The sequence below is a fragment of the Methylobacterium sp. J-001 genome, assembly GCF_022829565.1.
In the GTDB taxonomy this organism is placed as follows: domain Bacteria; phylum Pseudomonadota; class Alphaproteobacteria; order Rhizobiales; family Beijerinckiaceae; genus Methylobacterium.
Genome location: NZ_JAKSYN010000200.1, coordinates 62,571 through 85,786, shown reverse-complemented (window position 1 = coordinate 85,786; position 23,216 = coordinate 62,571). Strand labels below are relative to the sequence as shown.

The window sequence follows — 23,216 nt, the reverse complement described above, 5'->3', positions numbered from 1 at the left end:
CGGGTCACCGCAGCTCGATGCGGCCGCCGACAGACCGGGCGCCCTCGGCCACCTCCCGCGGCTGGGTCGGGGATGCTGCAGCCCGGTCGCCCGGCTTCCGGTCGGTCTTCTGCGTGGCCTTGTCCGCGCTGCCGGCGTCCGGCCGCGCCTCGCCCGCGGGGGCGCGCTCCACGGTGCGGAACAGCCCGTTGAGGCCGCCGATCACCTCGAAGGAGCGGCGCGAGAGCTTGCCGTAGGCGCTGGCATTGGGATCGATCGGGGCGGTGGGGCCGCCTGCGGCCTGCTGCTGGGCGGCGCGCGGGCTGTCCTTCAGGCCCGGCAGGCCCTTGATCTCGATGCCCTGGTGAGCCGGCTCCATCACGTCGTGCCAGAGCTGGGCCGGAAGTGAGCCGCCGGTCAGCTTGTTGGTCGAGGTGTGGTCGTCGTTCCCGAACCAGACCGCGCCGACGTAATTGCCCGTGTAGCCGACGAACCACGCGTCCCGGTACGCGTTGGTGGTGCCGGATTTGCCGGCCACCTTGACGCCCTCGAGTTGGGCGCGCTTACCGGTGCCCTCCTCGACGACCTTGTTGAGCATGAAGTTCATATCGGCGACGACCTGGGGCGGCAGCACCCGATCGGGCGCCTCGTCGGCATGGCGGTAGATCACCTCGCCGGACGAGTTCTTCACCTCCATGGCCGCGTAGGGCTTGGCCTTGAAGCCGCCATTGGCGAACACCGCGTAACCGGCCGCCTGGTCGATCACCGTCACCTCGTCGGAGCCGATCGGCATCGAGACCGTGTCGATCAGGTTCGAGGTGATGCCCATCTTGTGGGCCAAGTCGGTGATCTTCGCGCGGCCCGCCTTGGCCGCCCGGGCCTCGTGGCTGATGCCCATGGCCTTGCCCAGCGCGATCGAGATCTTGATCGGGATCGTGTTGATCGACTTCGCCACGGCGAGCCACATCGGAACGCGGCCGGCATAGGACCGGCCATAATTCTGCGGGCACCAGTTGCCGATGCAGACCGGGCTGTCGACCACCGCGGTCTCGGGCTTGAACAGGCCGGAGAGGAGGGCGGCGGAATAGACGTAGGGCTTGAACGACGAACCCGGCTGACGCAGCGCGTCGGTGGCGCGGTTGAACTGGCTCTCGCCGTAATCGGCGCCGCCGACCATGGCGCGCAGCGCGCCATCGGGATCGAGGATGACCATGGCGGCCTCATCGACGTCGAAGGCGTCGCCGGACTTGCGCAGGATGTCGGCGACAACCTCGTCGGCCCGCTTCTGGATCGCGAGGTCGAGGGGCGTCTTCACCGTCAGCACCCGGTCGCTGCGGAGCTTGCCCGCATCGGCCATGCCTTTGATCTCGCCGAAGGCCCAATCGAGGTAGTAATCGGCGGTGATGTCGCGGGTGCGGGTCACCGGGGTCGCCGGATTGCGCAGGGCCGTCTGGATCTGCCCCTCCGTGACGAAGCCGGCCTCGACCATGTTGTGCAGCACGTCCGCCGCGCGGGCGCGGGCTGCGGGCAGGTTGACGTGCGGCGCGTATTTCGTCGGCGCCTTGAACAGGCCCGCCAGCATGGCGGCTTCCGCGAGGCTGATGTCCTTGAGCGGCTTGCCGAAATAGTAATCGGCCGCCGCCACGGCGCCGAAGGTGCCGCCGCCCATATAGGCCCGGTCGAGATAGAGCTTCAGGATCTCGTTCTTGGTCAGGTGGCTCTCCAGCCACAGAGCCAGGAACGCCTCGTTGATCTTGCGCTCCAGCGACCGCTCGTTCGTCAGAAAGAGATTTTTCGCGAGCTGCTGCGTGATCGAGGAGCCGCCCTGCGTGCCGCCGCCGCCGCGCGAGTTGTTGACCAGCGCCCGCAGGGTGCCGATCGGGTCGATGCCCCAATGCTCATAGAAGCGCCGGTCCTCGGTGGAGACCAGTGCCTTGATCATGATGTCGGGAAACTCGTCGAGCTTGAGCGAGTCGTCGTGCTTGATGCCACGCCTTCCGACCTCGGTGCCGTACCGGTCCAGGAACGTGACGGCGAGGTCCTGCTGCTTCAGCCAATTCTCGCTGGTGAGCTGGAAGGCCGGCTGCGCGAAGGCGAGCATCAGCACCGCGCCGCCGGCCCCGAGGGTCACGGCCTCGCTGGTCAGATCGAGGGCGATCCGCTTCCAGCCATGCACGGCGAACCGGCTCATCACCCGCTGGAAACGCTCGTAGACCGCCCCGGTGGAGCGGCCGCTGTCGTAGAGGCCGGCATTGACCCAGGCGTCGAACGCCAGGGCGGCGCGCTCGATGCGGATCTTGATCTCGGTGAGCGTCGGCAGGCGCACGATGTCGGACCCGGCTTGTCGAGCGCCTCTGCGGCGAATCTTTGCGGCGGAGGATCGAGCGCCCGCGCCGCGGGCAAGGATCCCGCGGCCAAGACCCCGCGCGGCGTGTCCATCCTTAGCAGGATCTGCAACGGTCGGCGAGGCTCTGCGCAGTCTCGTGATTCGCCGCAGGGACTCCCGCTTGCCCCGCGGCGCCGGCTCGGGCAGACACACGCTCTTCCCGATCGTGAGATACCCCGATGTCCAAGCCCGAGGCGCTGCGCCGCGGGGTCGCCGAGCCGTTCTGGCGGACCAAGACCCTCGAAGCCATGACGCCGTCCGAGTGGGAGAGCCTCTGCGACGGGTGCGGCCGGTGCTGCCTGATCAAGCTCGAGGACGACGAGACCGGCGAGGTCCACCACACCGATATCGGCTGCACCCTGCTCGACGGCCTGACCTGCCGCTGCCGCGACTATGCCCGGCGCCAGAAGCGCGTGCCCGATTGCGTCCGGCTGACCCCGGAGGCAGTGCGCACGATCCCGTGGCTGCCGCCAACCTGCGCCTATCGCCTCGTCCGCGACGGCGAGCCGCTCTATCCGTGGCATCCCCTGGTCTCGGGCCGGGCTTCGAGCGTGCACGAGGCCGGCATCTCCATCCGCGGCCGGCTCGCCGGCAACGAGGAGGAATTTTCCGACGACGAGCTGCCGGACCGGATCGTGGCCTGGCCAGGCGCGGATCCGGACGCGCGCTGAAGACTAACCGATGCCGCGGCCGAGCAGCCGGCCGCCCGCAAGGCCGTTGAGGCCGATTACGCCGACCACCGCGACGGCGTGGATCAGCAGGTCCGACGCGGTCGCGTCGTGCGGGTGGAACGGCATCAGCAGCGCGGCGGCAGCGGCGGCCGCAGCGAGCCCGCCCAGGGCGGCCGTCAGGTTCGGCCGCAGCGGACAGGCCCGGCGCAGCATCACGACGATCAGCACCGACAGCGGCACCGAGACGCAGACGAGGAAGCTGAAGCAGCCGGCGACCTCTTGCGGGTGTGGCTGGCCTGTGCCGGGGGCGATCCAGTCGCGCAGGCAGCCGAAGCCGCTCGCCCCGACCCAGAGGGCCAGCGGCGGCAGCGGCAGCAGGGCCCAGGCCTTGGTACGGCCAGGCACGCTGGTGGCGAAGGCGGCGAAGGCGGCCGCCACGGCCGTCAGCACCGCTCCGAGCGCTGCGCAGGCGAGATCCGGCACACGCATGCGCAGCATGAAGCCGGCGGTGTCGATCCGACTTGCCAGGATTAGGCCGATGAGCACGGCCACCCCGAGCCAAAGCGCCGCGCGCAGGGCCGGGGAGGGCAGTGGCCGAACCGGCTCCAGGCCGCCGGCGAGATCCTCGACGAGCCGCTCGTAGCGGGCCAGATCGGCCATCAGCGCCGCTCCTGCATCAGGTTGGCGCGCAGGGCCTTCAAGGCCCGGTGCAGATTGACCTTGAGCGCGCCCTTGCTGCGCCCGGTGAGGGCCGACGTCTCGTCCAGCGACAACTCTCGCAGGCCGAGATGCTCGACCGCCTGCCGCTGCCCGTCCGGCAAAGATGCGACGGCACGCGCAAGCGCGGCAGCCCGGTCGCGCGCCTCCAACCCCTGGCCGGGCTCGGGACCGGGATCGGCCTCGGCCTCGTAGGCGAGGGGATCGTGGACCTCCCGGGGCCGGCGGCCGGACCGGCGCAGGCGGTCGATGGCCCGGCGTTGGGTGATGGCCCGCAGCCATGGCAGGAACGGCCGCGCCGGATCGTAGCTGGCGCGCGCGCGATGCACGGTCATCAGCGTATCCTGAACGACATCATCCACCGCCTCGCCGCGCACACCCTGCGCGCGGGCGATCGCGGACACGACCGGCAGGCACGCCTTCAGAAGGGCGCGGTACGCCACCGCGTCGCCGTCCTGTGCGGCCGCCATCAGAGCGGCCAATTCTCCTTCGAGCGCCATCCGGGCTCCGCCGCCGATCCGTTCCCCGGCCTGGGCTGAGTCTAGCGCGGGGCGGGAGTCCGGCGCCAGCGCCCATCCGCGCCCGGCGACGCCGCCCGGCATAGCCAGCATCATCGCGGGCTCCCCTCGGCCGAGGCGAGGCGCTCGCCTAGCCGGGCCGCACCCAAAATACGGCCGTCCTCGGCCTGCAAGAGGAGGGCGGCGGTCTCGCCCGCCGGCGCGGCGGCCTCGAAGGTTGTGGCTGCGCCGGACCAGGGACCGAGATCCTGGATCGACCGGACCACGTTGGCCTGCTCGATGGTGCGGCCGGCATTCTCGCCGCGCAGGACCCGGCTGGTATGGCTCGGGTCGAAGCCGATCAGCAGGACCCGGCCGGCCCCGCTCCCGGACCCGACCCGGGCGGCCAAGCGAGCGCCCTCGCGGGCCAGGCTCACCCGAACGGACGGCCCGACGCGCCGCGCCTGCGCGATCGCCGCCCGCAGGCCTGTCTCGTCGGAACCGACCAGACCTGCCTGCCCGTCGATCACCGCCTGCGGCGTGTAGCTCGGCCCACAGAATTGAGCCGCATAAGTGTTCTGGCGGGCGGTGGCGGCCGGGAGGGAATAGGGGTCGCGCCAGTCGAGATGGTTCCAGTAGGTCACGTGGAACGCCAGAGGCAGCACGTCCGCGCTTTCTTTGGCGAGCCGGCCGATCAATGCCTCCGCGGGCGGGCAGGACGAGCAGCTCTGTGAGGTGAACAGCTCGACGACGACGGGGCGCTCCAGCGCCGCGGCCGGGCGGATGGCGGCCAGCATCAGGGCTGCTGAGATCAACGCGACGATTTTCATGGCCGGGCCTCCCGGCGCTGGCGAAGGATGCCTGCGCGTGACCGATCTTTCGGCCGGACGCGCGGGCCGGTTACGCCGGATCGGATTTGTCGAGCTCGAAACGGTCCACGTCCCGCAGCAGCGCCACGAAGGCGGCGGCGCCGTGATTGAGTGCCGTGAGCCCGGCCTCCGCGGATCCCAGCCGGGCATCCCCCATCGCCCCGGAGGGATGCAGGTCACCGGCCTTCCAGGCGAAGGCGGCTGGGCGGCCGGCACGCAGATGGGTGTAATCCCGGGCCATCGTGAGGCTGCGCGGCGGGAAATTCGCGATCTGGTCGGCCCGCACCAGATCCGGCCGCAGGGCCAGCATCAGCGCGGTCTCGACGCCGCCGGCATGGATGCCGTGCGCAATCTCCTCCGGAGGGAAGAGGCCGTCCGGATATCCGAACCGGGCCCAGGCGGTCGTCACCGCGACCAAGCCGAACCGGGCGCGCAGGTCGCCAGCCACGAGATCGATGAGGGCGCTGTTGCCGCCGTGGCTCGTGACGATCACCAGCTTGCGGCAACCCGTCCTGTGGATTGCGGCGCCGATCCCGGCCCAGGCGGCCAGGGCCGTCCCGGTGTCGAGGGAGAGCGTGCCGGGAAAGGCATCGTGCTCGTCGGATTTGCCGACAACCTGAATCGGCAGCAACAGTATGTCGAGGTCGTCCGGCACAAAGGCGCGGACACGGGCGAGATAGCCCTCGGCGATGATCGCATCGGTGCCGAGCGGGAGGTGCGGGCCGTGCTGCTCGATGGCGGCCACCGGCAGCACCGCCACCGTACGCCGCATGTCGCGCCATGCCAGGTCGTCCGTGGTCAGATCAGACCAGAGCCGTGCCACCATGCTTCGAGCCCGCCCCTCATCCGACGCGACCGCCGCAGGGCGGGCGGTCGCCGAGGGCGATCTACACCGCCCGCCCGGCCGCCGTCGACGGCCGGGCGATACAGGGCTCTCAGGCGAAGAGGGCGTCGATGTCGTTCTGGGACGGGGTTTCCTCGACGGCCTGAGGGCCATTGAGGAGCAGGTCATCGGCACGGGCGCGGCGGGCCATCTCGACCGGATCCGTGGAGGCGGCATCCCGGGCCTTCACGGCGCCGACAAAACGCGCGAGCCGCTGTTCGAACAGCCGCAGGGCCTCGACGACCTTGGCGATCCGCTGGCCGGTGATGTCCTGGAAAGCGCAGGCCTCGAAGATCGTGTTGATCCGCTCCTCGACCGCGTCCCGGTAGCCCGGACCGTCGGGGAGGCTGAGCATCGCCTCCGCGGCCTCCATGATCGTGTTCGTCGCTCCCGCCGTGGCGGCGACGACGCTGCCGAGTTCCTCATGAGCCATGGGAATCCGGTCGCGACTCATCTCGTTCGCCCGGAGTGCGCCGATCTCCTCGCGCAGATGAGCGATGTAATCCGCGATCTCGATCAACTCGGAGATCACGGCGTGCGGTTCGCGGAACCGCATCTCGGGCTGTCGCGCGGCGGCTGACGACATGCTCTCCTCCTGGGATCGGCGACCAGCGATACCGGCGGCATCGCTCTTGGGCGCCTTCCGGCGTGCTGGGGGCTTGGCCGGAGGGCGCATTGGACGTGCCACGGAAGTCATCAGTTCCCGCAGACGGCCTCGATCTTGGATTTGAGCGTCGCCGCATTGAACGGCTTGACGATATAGTTGTTCACGCCAGCCTTCTTCGCAGCGATGACGTTTTCAGTCTTCGACTCGGCCGTCACCATGATGAAGGGCGTCGTCCGAAGATTTTCGTCGGCCCGCACGTGCCGGAGCAGCTCGTAGCCCGTCATCGGCTCCATGTTCCAGTCCGAGATGACCAGACCGTACTTGCGGTCCTTGAGGCGCGCCAGTGCTGCCGTACCATCCGAAGCGTCATCAACCTCTTCGAAGCCGAGCTGCTTCAATAGATTCCGAATGATTCGAACCATCGTCTGGTAATCGTCGACAACGAGGATCGGCATGCTCAGATCGAGAGCCATAGACCAACTGCTCCGTATTGCCCGGCGGGAGGCCGAGGCGGCTCCCGAAAAGATGAACGCTTCACTAACGCTGCAAAATAGCTGCGCTGCTCAGCATTTAAAATAGGGCAGGCGCATTGCGAAGCCGTTAATCTGCAGGTGTGGCATTCGCCGCCGCCCCCTGCGATGTCGCGGACCGGCGCGCTCGCTTGACCCTCCGGGCGCGTTTCGGCAGGGTCCGGCTCCGTCGGGCCTGCCGCGGACAGCGCAGGCGCTCCCATCCGGCCCTTTCCGAGTCTCCGATCCCGAATCGATGGCCCCAGGCGACGAACCGGCCATGCGGCCCTTCACGATTTGCGGCGTGGACGCGCCGGTACCGCCGCCCCTTGCCGGGGCGGTCGCAGCGATCGGCAATTTCGACGGCGTCCATCGCGGCCATCGGGTGCTGGTGGAGAACGTGCGCGCGGCGGCACGCGAGGCCGGCCGGCCGGCCGCGGTGCTGACCTTCGAGCCGCATCCGCGCGCCTATTTCGCGCCGGATGCGCCGATGTTCCGCCTTACCGCGCTGGCCGCGAAGGAGATCGTGTTCGCGCATCTCGGCCTCGACGGGCTGATCGTGCGCCGCTTCGACGGCGCTCTGGCCGCCACCGGCGCCCGCGCCTTCGTGCTCGACTTCTTGAAAGGGTCGCTCGGCCTGTCCGGCGTGGTGGTCGGCCACGATTTCCATTTCGGCCGTGGCCGGGAGGGCACACCCGCGATCCTGGCCGAACTCTGCCAGGAGGCCGGCATGGGATGCCGGATCGTGGAGCCGGTCGCCCTGGCGGGCGAGACGGAGCCGGTCTCGTCGAGCGCGATCCGGGCGGCCCTGGCGGCCGGCGACGTCGCCCGAGCCAATGCGCTGCTCGGCTATCGCTGGTTCGTGCTCGGCCAAGTCCGCCATGGCGACAAGCGTGGCCGCCAGCTCGGCTTCCCGACCGCCAACGTGATGCTGCCCGATTGCGGACTGGCGCACGGCATCTACGCGGTGCGCGTGCGCCTCGGACCCGGTGAGGTCCGGAACGGCGTCGCAAGCTACGGCCGCCGTCCAACCTTCGACGACGGAGCGCCGCTTCTCGAAGTCTACCTGTTCGATTTTTCAGGCGACCTCTACGGGCGGGAGATCGCCGTGGAATGCGTCGGCCACATCCGCGGCGAGGAGCGGTTCGCCAGCGCCGAGGCATTGATCGCGCGCATGCACGTCGATTCCGACGCGGCGCGGGCCCTGCTGGCCGCCGATCAAACGCCCTCGATGCTCGACTGATTCTGCGAACGCCGCGGATCGTGTAGAATGCGGGATCGATCAGGAGGCAAACGTGCTGGGTCGCTATGAGCGTGGACAGAACGGCGAGGCGGTCGTCCAATATGGGGACGGCACCATGCGCGTGGTCAAACCGGGCAGCTTCGTCCGCTGTGCGGTAACCGGCGAGCAAATCCCGCTCGACGGGTTGCGCTACTGGAGCGCCGCGCGGCAGGAAGCCTATGTGTCGCCCGAGGCGATCCTGACGCGGCTCAAGGAAACCGGGCGGCCTTAGAGTCCGACAGGGCCTGTCGGATCTGCCCGTAAAGGGCCTGCGGATCGTTCGGCACCAGGCGCACACGCAGCACGCTGACCCGGGCCGCGAAGGCGGCGGGCAGCCGCACAGCGTCCTTTTCGGTCGTCACAAGTTCCGCACCGAGCCGGTCCGCCTCGGCGACCAGGGCCGCCAGTTCCGTTTCACCGTAGGGGTGATGGTCGGCGAAGGGCCGTTCAGCCACGATCACGGCTGCGGTTTCGCGCAGCGTGGCGAAGAACTTTTCCGGGCGACCGATTCCCGCGAAGGCGAGGAAGCGCCGGCCGGCCAGTTCGATCTTGTCCGGGACAAGCCGGGCCCGGTGGACTGGCAGTCCGCGCCTCTCCGCGCTCTCCGCGACCGACGCACCGGGGGCCCCGTCGCCCACCAGGATCAGGCCGGCGACATGGGGCCATTGCCGTCCGAGCGGCGCCCGCAAGGGACCAGCCGGGAACGGTCGCCCGTTGCCGATGCCGGCTCCGCCATCCACCACTGCCCAGGCGAGATCCTTGGTAAGGGTCGGGTTTTGCAACCCGTCATCCATGACGATCACGTCGGCGCCGAGCGCCCGGCACTGGGCCGCCCCGGCTGGCCGGTCCCGCGACACGATCGTCGGCGCGTGACGGGCAAGGAGCAGCGGCTCGTCGCCGACATCCGCGGCCCCGTGGTGGTTCGGGTCAACCCGGATCGGCCCAGCCAGGCGCCCGCCATAGCCGCGGGACAGAAAAGCCGGGCAGCGGCCGAGTTCGACCAGCAGGGCGGCGACCGCGATCGCGGCGGGCGTCTTGCCGGCCCCTCCAAGGGTGAAGTTCCCCAGGCACAGGACCGGGCAGCCCGCCCGTAGGCCGGGCCGATCCATGCGCCGCGCGGTGAGCGCGCCGTAGACCGCGCCGAGCGGCCCCAGGGCGCGCGCGACAGAGTGATCGGCGCCCGCTGCCCAGAAGCGTGGTGGCCGCATCAGGCCCGCACGAGCGGTCGTGCGAGGTCGCCCCGGTCGAGCCGCTGGAGCTTCATCTGCGCCACGAACGGTTCGAGCACCGCAAGCGTGCGCCCGACCGCGCCCTCGAACGGCCGTAGCGCCCCCGGTCCCGCCTGCACCATGCGGTCGAGACGCACCGGGTCGCCCAAGAGTTCGCCGACCAGGGTGGCCAGCTCGACTCCGTCCCGGACCGGAAGAGCGGCGCCGGCTTGGTCCAGGGCGCGATAGACCACGTCGAAATTCGCAGTGTGCGGCCCGTGCAGGATCGCCGTATCGAGGCGCACCGGCTCGATCGGGTTCTGGCCGCCATGCGGGATCAGCGAGCCGCCGAGAAAGGCCAGCGGGGCGAGCCGGTAGAACAGGCCCATCTCGCCGATCGTATCCGCGACGTAGACCTCGACGGACGGATGGGGACGTCCGCCGCTGGAGCGCCTGGCGCTGCGCAGGCCGTAGGAGGCCGCGCTTTCCGCCGCCTCCGCGCCGCGACTCGGATGCCGGGGCGCGAGGATCGTCAGGAGCCTCGGAAACTGTGCCTTCAGCACCGCGTGGGTGTAGGCGACGATGCTGTCCTCGCCCTCATGCGTGCTCGCCGCGATCCAGACGGGGCGGTCGGCGACCAGATCGCCCAGATAGGCGAGCTGCTGTCGATCGACCGGCGGCACCTGGGCATCGAATTTCAGGTTGCCGGCGACGCTCACCCGGGGGGCTCCGAGCTTGGCATAGCGTGCGCCATCCTCCTGGGTCTGCGCGAGGCAGATCGCGATCCGCGACAGCAGCGCCCTGGCGGTGCGCGGGCAGCGCTCCCAGCCCTGGAACGACCGCTCCGACATGCGACCGTTGACCAGGATCAGCGGGATCTCGCGGGCGTCCAGTTCCAGGATCGTGTTCGGCCAGATCTCTGACTCCGCCACGATGGCGAGGTTCGGCTGCCAATGGGCGAGGAAGCGGGCCACCCAGCGTGGCGCGTCGAGCGGCACGTATTGATGCACGGCGCCAGGCGGCAGGCGAGAGCCGATCAGCTCTGCAGCCGAGCGTGTCCCGGTGGTCACCAGGACGGAAAAGCCGCGGGCGATCATGCCTTCTACGAGCCCGATCAGCGACAGGACCTCGCCGACACTCGCGCCGTGCATCCAGACCAAAGGCCCGACCGGGCGGGCCCGACCGGGCAGGCCACGCCGCTCAAGCAGCCGCAGCGGGTCCTCCTTGCCGTGATGCGCACGCCAGGCGAGGAGCCCGGCCAGAGCGGGCTCGCCGACCCGCAGTCCGGCCCGGTAAGCCAGCAATGGCAGGGTCACGGACGGTCGCTTCACGCGGTGTCTCCCACCGGGGCGGCCGCTACAGCCGGGGACCCAACGCGATAGAGCGCCGCACGGTCGGGGCGCCCGACCAGCGCATAGGCGCGCGCATGCACCCGATTCATCTCCGCTTCGAGGTGGCGCCGGAGCCCCTCGAACTCGTCGCCGGCGCAATCACGCGCGACGTAGATCGGCTCGCCCAGCACCACCGCGCCCCGGCCGAAGGGCAGGCCGAGACAGGCCCGATCCCAGGATTTGAAGCGCAGATGCCGGCTCGTGACCACGGCGGCCGGGACAATCGGACGGCCGGAGAAACGCGCCAGCGTTAGGATCCCGGCATCGCAGCGGCGCGAGACCTTCGGTACGTCCGCGCTGAAAGCCACCGACTCGCCCGCTTTCAAGGCCCGCAGCATCGCCCGCAAACCCTCCGCACCACCCTTGGCGCGCAGATCTGTCGCCCGATCCCGACCGCGGGCGCCGGAGGCCCGGATCACGCGCACGCCGAGATGCTCCAGCGCGATTGTGTTGATGTTGCCGTCCGGGTTCTTCGAGATGATCGTCGCAACCCGGTCGCTCGGCCGGCGCATGAACGGCATCATGATGTGCTGGCCGTGCCACATGCCGGCGATGAGGGGCACCTGTGCGTCGATCCACCGATCCGCAGCACCCGACCCGCCCGCGCCGGCCTGCACCTCGAAGCGGTTCGTAGCCCGCACGAGGCGCAGATACCCGGCCGCCACGCGCCCGAGGAGGCGCTGAACGACGGGATGGCGAAGGATACGCTTGCCGAGATTCATGTGACGCTTGTGGCAGCCGGACCGGCACAGCCCGAATCGACCGGGCGTGATTTCGTCCGCCGATGGTCTAGTCCCCCAGCCTGAGCCGACGCAACTCGCGCGCCGCCGGGCATCGGGATCGAACCGTCGTCGAGCCCCCGATCCGGCCGAGCTTGACCGTGATCCGACGAAATTTGAAAATTGCCTTGTTTAGATCAGTTCTAAATCATAGATTGGAATTCGTCTAAACAGGAGTGTTACCGATGGCAGCCGCCCTCGAGACCGTGGTCGACGCCGCCGCCGAGGCCCGGCGCGTCTTCGCCTTGCGCTATGTGCAGCCCGGGCTGGCCGGCCTGATCGATGGATCGGTCTCGACCCTGGCGCCGATCTTCGCGGCGGCCTTCGCCACGGGCCATAACGGCGCGACCTTCCTGGTCGGGCTCGCGGCCTCCGTGGGGGCCGGCATCAGCATGGGCTTCACGGAGGCCCTGTCCGACGACGGCAGCATCACCGGCCGGGGCGACCCGTGGATGCGCGGACTGGTCTGCGGGGTGATGACGACGCTGGGCGGCCTTGGACATACGCTGCCCTACGCCATTCCCGATCACCTCCCGCCGGGCTGGCCGGATCCGTTCGTCCTGGCCACCAGCCTTGCCGTCCTGGTGGTGATCGTCGAGCTGATCGCGATCGCGGCGATCCGCACCCACTTCATGGCGACGCCGTTCTGGCGCGCGGCGATCCAGGTGATGCTCGGCGGCGCGCTGGTGCTCGCGACCGGCATGCTGATTGGCAGCGCTTGACGCGCGGGCTCGCGACCGCGATGCGGGGCGCGTCCCGTGCCCCTCTCGAGCGTTGATTGTCGGCCTTGACCTTCCGCCTGGCCCATCTGAGCGACCCCCATGTCGGCCCGTTGGGTCGCGTGCGCCTGCACCAGCTCATCGGCAAGCGCGCCACCGGCTACGCCAACTGGCGGCGCGGCCGCTCGCGCAGCCACGACATGACCGTGCTCGAAACCCTGGTCGCGGACCTGAAACAGCAGGGCGCTGCGCACGTCGCCTGCACGGGCGACCTCTGCAACATCGGCCTGCCGAGCGAGTGGGAGACCGCCCGGACCTTCCTGGAGGCCTTGGGCTCGCCCGAGACGGTGAGCTTCGTGCCGGGCAATCACGACGCCTATGTGCGCGGCTCCCTGGAAGGCCTGCTGGCGGCCTGCGGCGGCTACACGGGCGACGATTCGGGCTCATCCGGCCGCTTCCCGTATCTGCGTCGTCGGGGGCCCGTGGCCCTGATCGGGCTCTCGAGCGCGATCCCGACGAAGCCGTTCGTCGCGACCGGGCGCCTTGGCCCGCCTCAGCTCGCCGCCGCAGAGTCCCTGCTGCGGGCGCTCGCCACCGAGCCGGGCAAGCCGTTCCGGGTGGTGATGATCCACCACCCGCCTCAGCCCGGGGGCGCATCGTCGGGGCGGGAACTCAAGGATGCCGCTGCCTTCACGGCGATGATCGCCCGGGCCGGCGCAGACCTGATCCTGCACGGTCACAATCACACCACCACCAGCGCCCGCGTGCCAGGGCCGGACGGACGCGGCATCCCGGTGGTCGGCGCGCCCTCGGCCTCGGCGCGGCCTGACGGACATGGCGGCTTGGCAGCGCGCCGAGCTTCCTACATCTTGTACGATATTACCCGGAATGGCGCTGGCTACGCGATCAGCGCACGGCGGCGCGGCCTCGATGCGGCGGGTGCCATCGGCGACCTGGGTCCGATCGACCTCGACTGACGGCTGCGAGACTCAGATTCGTCGGTCCCGAGGCCGGCCGCGCCCATTCGGGTCGGCCAGCCTCGGGAGGGATTCAATGAGCCGCGGCGGCGAGTTCAGTCCGTTGCTGCTGGCTGATGCTCGCTTCGTAGCGTTCGGCCTGGAGGCGGGTCAGACCGCTGATCAATGCGAGAGTCCCGCGATAGACAGTGTAGGTGCCGTCGTGAGTCGGCTTGACGCGAATCATCTCTGCCATGGAAGCCTGCCTTGTTCTGGAGGTTGCCTGTCTTCGTCGGAGGAGAGCGATCCTTTTTGCTGATCTGGCCGGTCGAACGCCCGAACGAGAAGAGGTTATCAATCACTCTATGTCTGGCAAGGGCCGGCTAAGGCGAAATGCTTAGTTCCGTCTGCTGCAATGCGGCAAACCGTTGCCGCCGCTCGCAATCGCCAAGTGCTCAAAAAAGCGGCCGGGCATTTGCATAAAGAATAAGGCCGCTTCGAACCGTGGTGCCCGCCCCCACGGCTCGGATCCGGAGCGAATCTCGGCCCCGCGAATCTTTGTGAAGGGATCTTTCATGCAGCTTTGGCGTCTGACCGCGACCGACCTCTCGGCGTTGATTCGCACCGGCGAAGTCTCGGCCCGGGAGGCGGCACAGGCGGCCCTCGGACGGCTCGATGCAGTCAACAGCCGGATCAACGCGGTGGTCGAGCACCGCCCGGCGGAAGTGCTGGCGCAAGCCGACGCGGTCGACGCCGCACGTGCTCGTGGCGACGCGCTGGGCCCGCTGGCTGGCGTGCCGGTGACGATCAAGGTGAATGTCGACCAGCGCGGCTTCGCGACCACGAACGGCCTGCGGCTCCAGCGCGACCTCGTGGCTGCCGACGACAATCCCGTCGTGGCCAATCTCCGGCGGGCCGGCGCCGTGCTGCTCGGGCGGACCAACACGCCGGCCTTCTCGCTGCGCTGGTTCACCACCAATCAGCTGCATGGGGAGACCAAGAACCCGCGCGATCCAGCGCTGACCCCCGGGGGCTCATCCGGGGGCGCGGGCGCAGCGGTCGCAGCCGGGATCGGGGCTCTCGCCCACGGGACCGACATTGCCGGCTCGGTGCGCTATCCGGCCTATGCCTGCGGCGTGCACGGACTGCGCCCGAGCCTCGGCCGGATTCCAGCGTGGAACGCCTCGTCGCCAGAGCGCGGGATCGGACCGCAGCTCATGGCGGTGTCGGGCCCTCTGGCACGCAGCATCGCGGATCTGCGCCTCGGCCTCCACGCAATGGCAGCCGCCGACCCGCGCGACCCATGGTGGGTGCCGGCGCCGCTAGAAGGTCCGGCCGTGCCGCGCCGGGCAGCGCTCTGCGTGCGCCCCGGCGGCCTCGCGGTCGTGCCGGCGGTCGAGATCGCGTTGCGCGAGGCCGCGCGACGGCTGACCGCGGCCGGCTGGGCGGTCGAGGAGATCGCCGACACCCCGCCGATCCGCGAGGCCAGCGCGTTGCAGTTGCAGCTCTGGCTGGGGGACGGCTACGGTGCAGCGCGGGCTGCCGCCGAGCGCGAGGGCGACCCGGCGGCCATCGACCTGCTCGGCTATTTCCGCGGGCGGGCAGAAGCGATGGGCCCCGACGCCATCGCCAAGGCGCTCGTCCGGCGGAACACGTTGGCGCGAGAATGGTCATTGTTCCTCGCCGAGTATCCGGTGCTGCTGGTGCCGGTCTCGGCCGAGCTGCCGTTCCCGGACGGGCTCGACCGCACCGGCGAAGCCGGGATCGAGCGCGCCTTCGAGGCGAATCTGCTGCAGGTGGGTCTGGCGCCGCTCGGCGTCCCTGCTCTCACCGTCACCACCGGCCTCGTCGGACGCACCCCCGTGGGCGTGCAGATCGTCGCGGCCCGATACCGGGAGGATCTGTGCCTCGCGGCGGGCGCGGTCATCGAGGCCTCCGGCGTGCCGGAGATGCCGATTGATCCAGTCTGACCCACACCCGCCTGTCGCCAGGGAACAGGATTGCAACGGCCGCGCTTATACAACCTATAGTTGTGTGAGGCCTCCGATGTCCGTGATCGCCACTGCAGGGTGCATCGGTAGTTCCCTGGTCTGCGCGCTGGCTGCGCCCTCGGGGCCGCTGCTGGCCCTGGCCGGATTTTTCGGCGGCGGCACGATCGGGGGGATGGTCGGCGCCCTCGCGGTTGCGTTCCTTGGCTGGGGCCGCGCCTGACCTTACGCCTGACTGCGTGGGCCGGCGGCCGTCGACAGGAACATCCGAGCCGTCGTCCAGCGCAGGTCCGGATAGCGGTCATTGTCGAGGGGCGTGAGCCGGGCACGGCCCTCGAACATGTCGCGCAGGTATTGCATGCCCTGCCAGGCCGGAAACACCGCCCCGCGCCCCGGCGCGAGGGTACGAGCTACGCGGATCATCATCCCCAGAGAGCCTAGCCCGCCGGCACGCAGCGTTCGATAGCGCGTGCCCCGAGCCGCGCTCGCCGCCTCGGCCAAGTCGCGAGCGCTCAAGCTGTCGCCGGCGATGCGCAGCCAGCGCGGCGTTGCGGCATCCAGGGCGGCCCGGGCCGTGAAGGCTGCGGTATCGTCCTTGGTGGTGAAGTCGAGCATCTGGTCGGCGCTGCCCCAATGGAGCACCCGGTGCGGCCGGTGGAGGATCAGCGGGGCCTGTCCGTCCAGCAACTCCATGAAGGCACCGTTGAGAACCGAGGTGGCCTGGATCTCCGCCGCGTCGAGGCGCGCCTGAAAGGCCCGGCGCAGGTCGAGGTTGCGATTTCCGCCCGGCGCGGTCTTGGCGTAGTCGATGGAGAAGTCCGACGGGATGAAGCGCGGTACGCCGGCCCGGACGGCGCCTTCCAGCAGGGCGGTCTGCGCGTCGATCACCGTCGCGCTCAACCCGTTAAAGGCCGAAACCACGCAAGCGGCGCCCGCGCAGGCGGATTGCCAGCTTCCGGGACGGCCGGGGCCGGCTTCGACCACGCGGGCGCCCAGCGCCGCGAGCGGCGCGACCGAAGCCTGGTCCGTCCCGGGCCGGACGATGGCGGTCACGGTTGCGCCTTCGCGCCGGAGCGCCCGCACGATCCGCAGGCCGAGATCGCCGGTGGCGCCGGCGACCGCGACCGTCACGGGCTCCGGACTCATGATCGGCCCGCGGTGCCGAGATTGGCAAGCAGCGCTGCGAAGAGCCGCGCTCGCTGCGGCAGCGTCTCGATCAGCACGTGCTCATCGAGGGTGTGGTAGCCCTGGCCCAGCGGCCCGAGGCCGTCGAGGGTCGGGATGCCGTTGGCGCCGGTGAAGTTGCCGTCCGAGCCGCCGCCGGCGCTGCGGTGGGGCAGGGGCTGGCCGAGCGCCTCGCTCAGGCTCCGCGCCTGATCGTAGAGGGCCATGCAACCGGCATCGGGCTCCCAGACCGGCCGGGTGACGCCCCGCGCCACCGAAAAGCGGACGCCGTCCTGATCGCCCGAGAGGGCCAGCATCCGCTCGACGCCGCGGTCGAGATCGGCCTGCCGCTTGGCCATGCTCAGGGCTTGGCCGCGGCACAGGGTCGGGACGCAATTGACCCATTGCCCACCCGAGACGATCCCGGTGGAGAAAGTGCAATCCGCGTCCGACATGCCGTCGATCGCCAGGATCATGCGCGCCATGGCACGGATCGCCGAGCGGCCCTCATGGGGCGAGGCGCCGGCATGACTCGGGCGGCCCACGGCTTCCAAGTCGAAGCGCGCGATGGCGTAGCGGCCCGTGACGACGCCGTTGTCGGACTGGCCGGGCTCGGGCACCAGCACGAAGGCGTGGCGGGCGGCCTCGGCCTCGATCAGATCCCGGGTCGCGGGACTGCCGACCTCCTCGTCGCCGGTGAACAGGAACGTCACCGGTAGCGGCGTCTCAATGCCGGAGGCGACCAGAGCGCGCATCGCCGCGAGCGCGATGACGTTGCCGCCCTTCATGTCGAGGATGCCCGGCCCGTAGGCGCGGTTTCCCTCAATCCGCCAGGGTAGGCTCGCCAGGGTTCCGACCGGATGGACGGTGTCGAGATGCCCGAGCACCAGGATGCCGGGTGTATCACGGTGCCGATGGGAGAAGCGGGCGCGCACGCAATCGCTGAGACCCATCCGCCCCGGGATGATCTCGACCGCAGCCCCGGCGACCGCGAGGTCGCGAGCGGCCAGACCCATCATCCGGTTGACCGCGGACGCGTCGTGCGTCGGGCTCTCACACTCGACCCAGGGGCGCAGCGTCGTGAGGATCGCTTCAGCGTCGAGAGGCAGGTCCGGGATCATCGGGCGGTCTCGGCGGAGGAATTGGCAAAGGGATCGGCGACCTTGGGCCAGTAGCGGCCCGAGCGCTTGGTGTAGGGGATCGCGCCGTAATCGGGCGGGACCGCGCCCGGCGCCGCGACGTAGCGGATCTCGCTCGCGATCGGCGCGAAGGCGGCGTAGAAATGCTGCATCGACTTCACCACGACGATCCGCTTGTCGTCGAGCGTCAGCCCCAGCCCCGTGAAGGCGTCGGGCGCGAAGGCCTGCTGGCGAATATGGGTGAGGATCACGTGGATCCCGTCGGCCTCGACCCAGGCGGCCGGGCCAAGTCGAGCCCGGCCGCCGCTGAGGCCACCCTGGCTGTGATCCTCGGAGAGGCCGCGCACGGTGATCCGCAGATCCACCGGATCGCCCGAGGTGACGCCGCACTTCCCGCCGATGCGCAGCACGAAGGTCGCGCCGAGCCCGGCCTCGTGGCAGATCCCGACCGCGCCGGGATCCCAGATCAGCCCGAGCGCCACATCCGTGATGCCGCGCTCGGCGAGGCGCGCCAGGATGGCGGTGTTGTCGGAGGGCGCGCCGGCGCCGGCATTGTCGGCGAAATCGGCCAGCACCATCGGGCGGGGGTCGTCGGAGGCGAGCGCGGCGTCGATGGCGGCATCGATGCTGTCGCAGCGGCTCGCCGCTTCCTCGCGCATCGCCCAGACCTCCCGGGCCAGGTCGTCCGCCAGCGCCTGCGCCTTGGCGGCATCGCCGTCGGCGACGACCAGCATCTTCGCGCCGACATCCGGCACGTCGCCCCAGGGGAAGCCATGCCCGAAGGAGACCGACAGGATGCCGTCCCGGCCCTCCAGCGCCTCCATCCGGCGCACGAAGCCGGCGACCGGCTCGCGGGTGGTGCGCCACATGTTGATCATTCGGCAATCGGCATAGGCCATCACGGGCCGGATGTCCTTGGCGACCGTGCGCATCACCAGCGGGTAGAGGTCGCGGGCACGGTCGACGATGTCGGTGTGGGGGTATTCCTTGTAGATCACGATGATGTCGGCGCTCTGCCGCATCGCCTCGGTGAGGTGGCAATGCAGGTCGAGCTCGACGCCGATCGTCGCGTCCGGTCCGACGATGGCGCGAACCCGCTCCAGGGTGTCGCCTTCGCAATCGTCGGTGCCCTCGGCGACCATGGCGCCGTGCATGAACAGCAGGACGGCGTGGACCGGCATGGCCGCCCGGAGATCGTCGAGCAGGGTGTCGCGCAACTCCTCGTAGACGGCGCGCAAAGTGATCCCGCCCGGCTGCGCGAAGGTCGAGAGGCTCTCGACAACATTGTGCCCGTCCGTCTCGGCCTGCTCGCGCCAGGCCTTGAGGGCGATGTTGCTGAGTCGGGGCGGGTTCTGGCTGCCGTCGCGGCGGGCATAATCGGCCAGGAACGCAGCACGGCCCGTCGGCAGCGGCGCGAAGGTGTTGGTCTCGGTGGCCAGTCCGGCGATGAAGATCTGCAAGGTCTTTTGGTCCTCGTCTTCGGCCGGCCACCGGTCAGGCGGAGGCCGGGCTCAGCGTGATGATCGTCTCGGTGGCCGTCTCCACGGCTGCGCGACCGTAGAGCATTGGCACATGGTCCCGGCGGCCCCAGACGGGGGCCAGGTCGGCGTAATGCGGGCTGCCCGGGTCCCCCGACTGGCCCGGCACGTTGATGAAGACCGATCGGTCCCAGTCGCCCACATCCACGACCATGCGGAACGAGGCACCGTGGGTCAGCTGGAACGTGTCGGTCCGATACTCCGCGTGCATGACCGATGCCGCGGCGCCCCCGACGGCCAATGGGCCGATATCCCAGCCTGCATCCGGTCGCAGGGCCGAGAGCGGATGCGCGAAGTGCGCATGGTGCAGCTGGCCCCAGGACCAAGCTCCGGTATCCGGCCCCATCCGCGTGCGGCACTCCCGGAACGCAGCACCCAAAGTCTCCGCAAGGAGGCCGTCGCGGGTGGCCGGATCAACGGCGTCCGCCAGCCGCTCGATCAGGCTCTGTGTATCGCCGGGCGGCAGCAGGCGCCGGGTCCGGGTGTCCGGTACCAGGGCCTCGAGCAGAGCCGGGCGCAGGTGGCGGACCCAGAAGACTTCGATCAGGGCAGCGGCAGCCAAGTTCTCGTGCAGCGACCCGTCGAACGGGGCCAGCAGGGCGATGGCCGCATCGAAATCCGGATCCGTCACCGCCGGCAGCGCTCGCACGAGCCCGGCGAGACGCAGGGCCGGCTCGGAGATGTCGTCGCCCTGAAGCGCCCGGGAATCGGCCAGGCTGTGCCGGCTCTGGCCGTCGAGCAACACCTGGATGCGCCGCGCGCGCCAGGGTTCGGCCCATTCGAAACCGACCTTACGGGTCTTAGCGGGAAAGTCCGCGGGCAGATTCATCTCGTTGGCGGTGGCGAGGTAGCCCTCCGGCGGGTCGATGCGGTGGGGCAGGGCGCCGGGATCGTGGAACCCGGCCCAGTCGTAGCGGCCGTCGCCCGGCACCGGCAGAAGCCCGTCATGGGCCGGCCGCACGGGCGCCTTGCCGGCCATGAACCACGCGATCCGGCCGGTCACGTCGGCGTAGAGCTGGTTGACCGAGGGCGCCGACCAGTGGCGCAGAGCCTGCCCGAACGCCTCCGGGCTCGTGGCGCCGAGATAGGCGAGGCTGCCGAGATACGCGGCAGCGCCCGGCTCAGACCAGACGGTGCGCAGAGCGAAAGCCCGCCCGCCCGTCTCGCGGATCACCGGGCCGTGCCGGGTGAAGCCGAGCATCACGGTCTCGTCCGGCCCGCCGCGCACCGGGATGGTTTCAGTGACGCGCTCGATCGGCGCCCAGTCGCCTTCGTAGCGATACCGATCCGGATCCCCGGGATCGGTCTCGCACACAAAAAGATCCTCCTGATCCATCGGCGCGATGGTCAGGCTGAAGGCGGCGTGGCCGTTATGGCCGATGGAGATGCCCGGCAGGGCCGGCTCGCCCGCGCCGATCACGTCGAGGCCCGGGGCGGTGAGGTGGACCGCGTAGCGCAGCGACGGCTGCAGGTAGATCCGGTGCGGATCGCTCGCCAGGATCGGGCGGCCGGTCTCGGTGCGGGCGGGTCCCACCACCCAGTTGTTCGAGCCCTCGACCGGCTCCGTCGGGGCGGCGCGCGGCCCCCGCGTGACTGCGCCATGGGCGTCGACCTTGGTCCAGTCCCAGGCCTCCTCGCGCCGGGCCGCCATCCGCTCGGGGGTGAACCCGACCGGGGCGGTGGCGAGCCGGAAATCGTCCAGGAGATCGTCGGGCCAATTCGCGGCGTCGATGCCGTCCGGGACCGACGGATCGTGCGGTGGGTTGATGCGCTTGCGCAGGTCGTCGGTCAGAAACCCGGCCTCGCGGGTCTCGGCCCGGGCCAGCACCCGGGCGCGGGCAACCTCGGACAGGACGTTGCGCACCAGTCCGTGACTGCGGATCCGGACCACATCCTCGGGCAACCACCGGGCCGGGCGCGTGTCCGTGAGGGTGAATTCCGGGGGGCGCAGCTCCGGCTGCGTCTCGGTCAATGCGACGAAGGCGTTGATCCCGTCCACGAAGGCCGTGACGATGGCCTTGGTATCCTGCGGCCCGTAGGCGGCCCATTCGGCAGCCATGTCGCCGCGATACAGGAACAGACGCGCGGCCCGGTCCTGGGCGAGGTAGCCCGGCCCGAAATCCGCCGCCAGCAGGCCGAGGCCGCGCTTGCGCCAGAGGTCGAGCTGCCACAGCCGGTCCCGGGCGGCGTTGAAGCCCTGGACCCGGAAGGCGTCCAGCGGCTTCGCGGCCCGGATATGCGCTAGGCCCCAGCGGTCGACCCGGATCTCGGCCGGCCCTTCGAGCCCAGGAAGCGCGTAGGCGGCCCCGCTCACAGGGCGACTTCGATAAGGTGCGGCCCGGGATTGTCCAGCCCGTGCCGGAACGCCGCGATGAAGTCCTCCAGCGTCTCGACCCGCCGGCCCTCGACCCCAAAGCCCCGGGCGAGGCTGACCCAATCCACCGCCGGGTTGTCGAGGCTCAGCATGCCGAGCGCCTTCGGGCCGGGATTGTGCGCGCCGACATTGGCGAGTTCCGCCCGCAGGATCGCGTAGGAGCGGTTCGACCAAATGAGCGTCACCACGTCGAGGCGCTCGCGGGCCTGGGTCCAGAGGGCCTGGGCGGTGTAGAGCCCACTGCCGTCGGCCTGCAGGTTGATCACCTTGCGGCCGGGGCAGGCGATGGCCGCACCGGTGGCCATCGGGATGCCGAGGCCGATCGAGCCGCCGCTGAGCTGCAGCCAGGCATGCGGCGCCGCATCCCGGGTCAGGGCGAAAAAGTTGCGGCCGGTGGTGATCGACTCGTCGCAGATCACCGCGCCCTCCGGGATCAGCGCCCCGAGCACCTGACCGATCGCATCCTGGTCCAGCGCGCCCGAACGCGGCAGGCTCGGCCGCGGCTTCACCGCGATCGGCTCGGCCGGCGGCGCGGCGACCGCCTCCGCGAGCCGCTCCAGCGCGTCGATCTGATCCTCCTCGGGGGTGGCGAGGGTGAGGGTCGCGCAGCCCTCGGGGGCGAGCAGGCTGGGCTTGCCGGGATAGGCGAAGAAGCCGACCGGCTGGGTCGCGCCGATCAGGATGATGTGGCGGAAGCCCTTCAGGGCCTCGATCGCCTGGTCGATCGGGTAGGGCAGGCGCTCGATCGGCACCGTGCCGGCGCCCCGGTCGATCCGGGCGTTGGAGGTCATGGCCATCAGCGTCGCGCCGGTCTTGCGGGCGATCCGGTCGGCGATCACCCGGCCCTCGCCCTGCACCGCCCGGTCGCCGAGATGGAGCAGCACCGGCTCGCCGCTGGCGAGCGCTGCCACGGCGGCCGCGATGGCCGAATCGGCGGCTCGCGCCCGCTCGGAGATCGGCGGCACCGGGGCGATGCCCGTGCCCGGGTCCCAGGCGGTGTTGGCCGGCAGGATCAGGGTCGCGACCTGCCCCGGCGCGGTGCGGGCGGCCGCGATGGCGGCGGCGCCGTCGGCACCGATCTCGGCGGCGCTCATGCCGGTATGCACCCACGACGACATCGGGCGAGCCAGCCCCTCGATGTCCGAGGTCAGCGGCGCGTTGTACTCCCGGTGGTAGGTGGCGTGCTCGCCGACGATGTTGACGACGGGCGTGCGCGCCTTCTTGGCGTTGTGCAGGTTGGCCAGCCCGTTGGCGAGGCCCGGTCCGAGATGCAGCAGGGTCGAGGCCGGCTTGTCGGCCATGCGGGCATAGCCGTCCGCCGCGCCGGTCGCCCCGCCCTCGAACAGGAACAGCACGCAGCGCATCCCCTCGACCCGGTCGAGGGCGGCCACGAAATGCATCTCGGACGTGCCGGGATTGGTGAAGCAGACCTCGACCCCGCCGGCGACGAGGGTCCGGACGAGGCTCTCGGCCCCGTTCATCGTGGTTTGCGTCCCATCGGTCACGGGCGGCTCCCTCTCGATCCGGCCCAGACGGCCGGCGAATCGCATTCTTTATTAT

22 protein-coding genes and 1 pseudogene are annotated in these 23,216 nt (G+C 70.3%); 7 read left to right on the top strand and 16 right to left on the bottom strand.

The features are described from left to right. Window positions 1–4: 4 nt before the first annotated feature. Window positions 5–2,305 carry a transglycosylase domain-containing protein gene (locus tag MKK65_RS24730; protein WP_243960618.1) on the bottom strand — a complete coding sequence of 767 codons (2,301 nt, stop codon included), beginning with the start codon at window positions 2,303–2,305 and terminating at the stop codon, window positions 5–7. A 239-nt stretch (window positions 2,306–2,544) separates the two neighbouring features. On the opposite strand from MKK65_RS24730, the gene MKK65_RS24725 reads away from it, so the two are divergent. Next, the gene (locus MKK65_RS24725) at window positions 2,545–3,036 is read left to right on the top strand and encodes a YcgN family cysteine cluster protein (RefSeq protein ID WP_243960617.1); all 492 of its coding nucleotides are present in this window, start codon (window positions 2,545–2,547) and stop codon (window positions 3,034–3,036) included. A 3-nt stretch (window positions 3,037–3,039) separates the two neighbouring features. Here the strand turns inward: MKK65_RS24725 and MKK65_RS24720 are convergent, their stop codons facing one another. From MKK65_RS24720 to MKK65_RS24695, 6 genes are all read right to left on the bottom strand, one after another. Next, window positions 3,040–3,696 (bottom strand): NrsF family protein, encoded by a 657-nt coding sequence (locus MKK65_RS24720; RefSeq protein ID WP_243960615.1) that lies wholly within the window; start codon window positions 3,694–3,696, stop codon window positions 3,040–3,042. Beyond that, the gene (locus tag MKK65_RS24715; protein WP_243960613.1) at window positions 3,696–4,367 is read right to left on the bottom strand and encodes a sigma-70 family RNA polymerase sigma factor; all 672 of its coding nucleotides are present in this window, start codon (window positions 4,365–4,367) and stop codon (window positions 3,696–3,698) included. Before MKK65_RS24715 ends, MKK65_RS24720 begins: the two co-directional genes overlap by 1 nt. Continuing rightward, entirely contained in the window at window positions 4,364–5,080 is a 717-nt protein-coding gene (locus tag MKK65_RS24710) for a DUF1223 domain-containing protein (protein WP_243960611.1), read from the bottom strand. The genes MKK65_RS24715 and MKK65_RS24710 overlap by 4 nt, the downstream gene beginning before the upstream one ends. Before the next feature lie 70 nt (window positions 5,081–5,150). Then, on the bottom strand, window positions 5,151–5,945 hold the full coding sequence (locus MKK65_RS24705) for a creatininase family protein (protein ID WP_243960609.1): 795 nt from the start codon (window positions 5,943–5,945) through the stop codon (window positions 5,151–5,153). A gap of 109 nt (window positions 5,946–6,054) precedes the next feature. Continuing rightward, window positions 6,055–6,588 carry a protein phosphatase CheZ gene (locus MKK65_RS24700; protein WP_058191072.1) on the bottom strand — a complete coding sequence of 178 codons (534 nt, stop codon included), beginning with the start codon at window positions 6,586–6,588 and terminating at the stop codon, window positions 6,055–6,057. Window positions 6,589–6,698: 110 nt separating this feature from the next. Next, window positions 6,699–7,082, bottom strand: a complete 384-nt coding sequence (locus MKK65_RS24695; protein ID WP_007560016.1) for a response regulator — start codon at window positions 7,080–7,082, stop codon at window positions 6,699–6,701. Window positions 7,083–7,374: 292 nt separating this feature from the next. Between MKK65_RS24695 and MKK65_RS24690 the strand changes: the two genes are divergently transcribed. Together MKK65_RS24690 and MKK65_RS24685 are read left to right on the top strand one after the other, a co-directional pair. After that, a complete protein-coding gene (locus tag MKK65_RS24690; protein WP_243960607.1) occupies window positions 7,375–8,361 on the top strand; it encodes a bifunctional riboflavin kinase/FAD synthetase in 987 nt (328 codons plus the stop codon). A 52-nt stretch (window positions 8,362–8,413) separates the two neighbouring features. Beyond that, window positions 8,414–8,632 carry a DUF2093 domain-containing protein gene (locus tag MKK65_RS24685; protein ID WP_058191074.1) on the top strand — a complete coding sequence of 73 codons (219 nt, stop codon included), beginning with the start codon at window positions 8,414–8,416 and terminating at the stop codon, window positions 8,630–8,632. Here the strand turns inward: MKK65_RS24685 and lpxK are convergent. The 3 genes from lpxK to MKK65_RS24670 are packed head-to-tail and all read right to left on the bottom strand — an operon-like array spanning window position 8,610 to window position 11,721. Continuing rightward, a complete protein-coding gene (gene lpxK / locus MKK65_RS24680; protein ID WP_243960605.1) occupies window positions 8,610–9,608 on the bottom strand; it encodes a tetraacyldisaccharide 4'-kinase in 999 nt (332 codons plus the stop codon). The two genes, MKK65_RS24685 and lpxK, sit on opposite strands and share 23 nt — an antisense overlap. Beyond that, complete coding sequence (locus MKK65_RS24675; protein ID WP_243960604.1) at window positions 9,608–10,939, bottom strand: 3-deoxy-D-manno-octulosonic acid transferase; 1,332 nt, start codon at window positions 10,937–10,939, stop codon at window positions 9,608–9,610. The genes lpxK and MKK65_RS24675 overlap by 1 nt, the downstream gene beginning before the upstream one ends. Beyond that, entirely contained in the window at window positions 10,936–11,721 is a 786-nt protein-coding gene (locus MKK65_RS24670) for a lysophospholipid acyltransferase family protein (protein ID WP_058191077.1), read from the bottom strand. The genes MKK65_RS24675 and MKK65_RS24670 overlap by 4 nt, the downstream gene beginning before the upstream one ends. 287 nt (window positions 11,722–12,008) lie before the next feature. Here MKK65_RS24670 and MKK65_RS24665 point away from each other — a divergent pair. Together MKK65_RS24665 and MKK65_RS24660 are read left to right on the top strand one after the other, a co-directional pair. Next, window positions 12,009–12,500 (top strand): annotated as a pseudogene (locus tag MKK65_RS24665) (VIT1/CCC1 transporter family protein); the annotation flags it as partial. A gap of 65 nt (window positions 12,501–12,565) precedes the next feature. Further along, window positions 12,566–13,474 (top strand): metallophosphoesterase family protein, encoded by a 909-nt coding sequence (locus MKK65_RS24660; protein WP_243960993.1) that lies wholly within the window; start codon window positions 12,566–12,568, stop codon window positions 13,472–13,474. 73 nt (window positions 13,475–13,547) lie between these two features. Here the strand turns inward: MKK65_RS24660 and MKK65_RS24655 are convergent, their stop codons facing one another. Further along, a complete protein-coding gene (locus tag MKK65_RS24655; RefSeq protein WP_201025715.1) occupies window positions 13,548–13,709 on the bottom strand; it encodes a hypothetical protein in 162 nt (53 codons plus the stop codon). Window positions 13,710–14,028: 319 nt separating this feature from the next. Between MKK65_RS24655 and MKK65_RS24650 the strand changes: the two genes are divergently transcribed. Next, the gene (locus MKK65_RS24650; RefSeq protein WP_243960602.1) at window positions 14,029–15,423 is read left to right on the top strand and encodes an amidase family protein; all 1,395 of its coding nucleotides are present in this window, start codon (window positions 14,029–14,031) and stop codon (window positions 15,421–15,423) included. A gap of 76 nt (window positions 15,424–15,499) precedes the next feature. Then, entirely contained in the window at window positions 15,500–15,664 is a 165-nt protein-coding gene (locus MKK65_RS24645; protein ID WP_201025716.1) for a hypothetical protein, read from the top strand. A gap of 2 nt (window positions 15,665–15,666) precedes the next feature. Here the strand turns inward: MKK65_RS24645 and MKK65_RS24640 are convergent, their stop codons facing one another. The 5 genes from MKK65_RS24640 to MKK65_RS24620 are packed head-to-tail and all read right to left on the bottom strand — an operon-like array spanning window position 15,667 to window position 23,137. Then, window positions 15,667–16,572 carry an NmrA family NAD(P)-binding protein gene (locus MKK65_RS24640; protein WP_243960600.1) on the bottom strand — a complete coding sequence of 302 codons (906 nt, stop codon included), beginning with the start codon at window positions 16,570–16,572 and terminating at the stop codon, window positions 15,667–15,669. Window positions 16,573–16,583: 11 nt separating this feature from the next. After that, on the bottom strand, window positions 16,584–17,726 hold the full coding sequence (locus MKK65_RS24635) for a M20/M25/M40 family metallo-hydrolase (protein WP_243960599.1): 1,143 nt from the start codon (window positions 17,724–17,726) through the stop codon (window positions 16,584–16,586). Beyond that, window positions 17,723–19,204, bottom strand: coding sequence for a M81 family metallopeptidase (locus MKK65_RS24630; RefSeq protein ID WP_243960598.1), 1,482 nt, complete (start codon window positions 19,202–19,204; stop codon window positions 17,723–17,725). Before MKK65_RS24630 ends, MKK65_RS24635 begins: the two co-directional genes overlap by 4 nt. A gap of 34 nt (window positions 19,205–19,238) precedes the next feature. Beyond that, the gene (locus MKK65_RS24625) at window positions 19,239–21,596 is read right to left on the bottom strand and encodes a penicillin acylase family protein (RefSeq protein ID WP_243960597.1); all 2,358 of its coding nucleotides are present in this window, start codon (window positions 21,594–21,596) and stop codon (window positions 19,239–19,241) included. Continuing rightward, complete coding sequence (locus MKK65_RS24620; protein WP_243960991.1) at window positions 21,593–23,137, bottom strand: acetolactate synthase large subunit; 1,545 nt, start codon at window positions 23,135–23,137, stop codon at window positions 21,593–21,595. Before MKK65_RS24620 ends, MKK65_RS24625 begins: the two co-directional genes overlap by 4 nt. Window positions 23,138–23,216 lie beyond the last annotated feature (79 nt).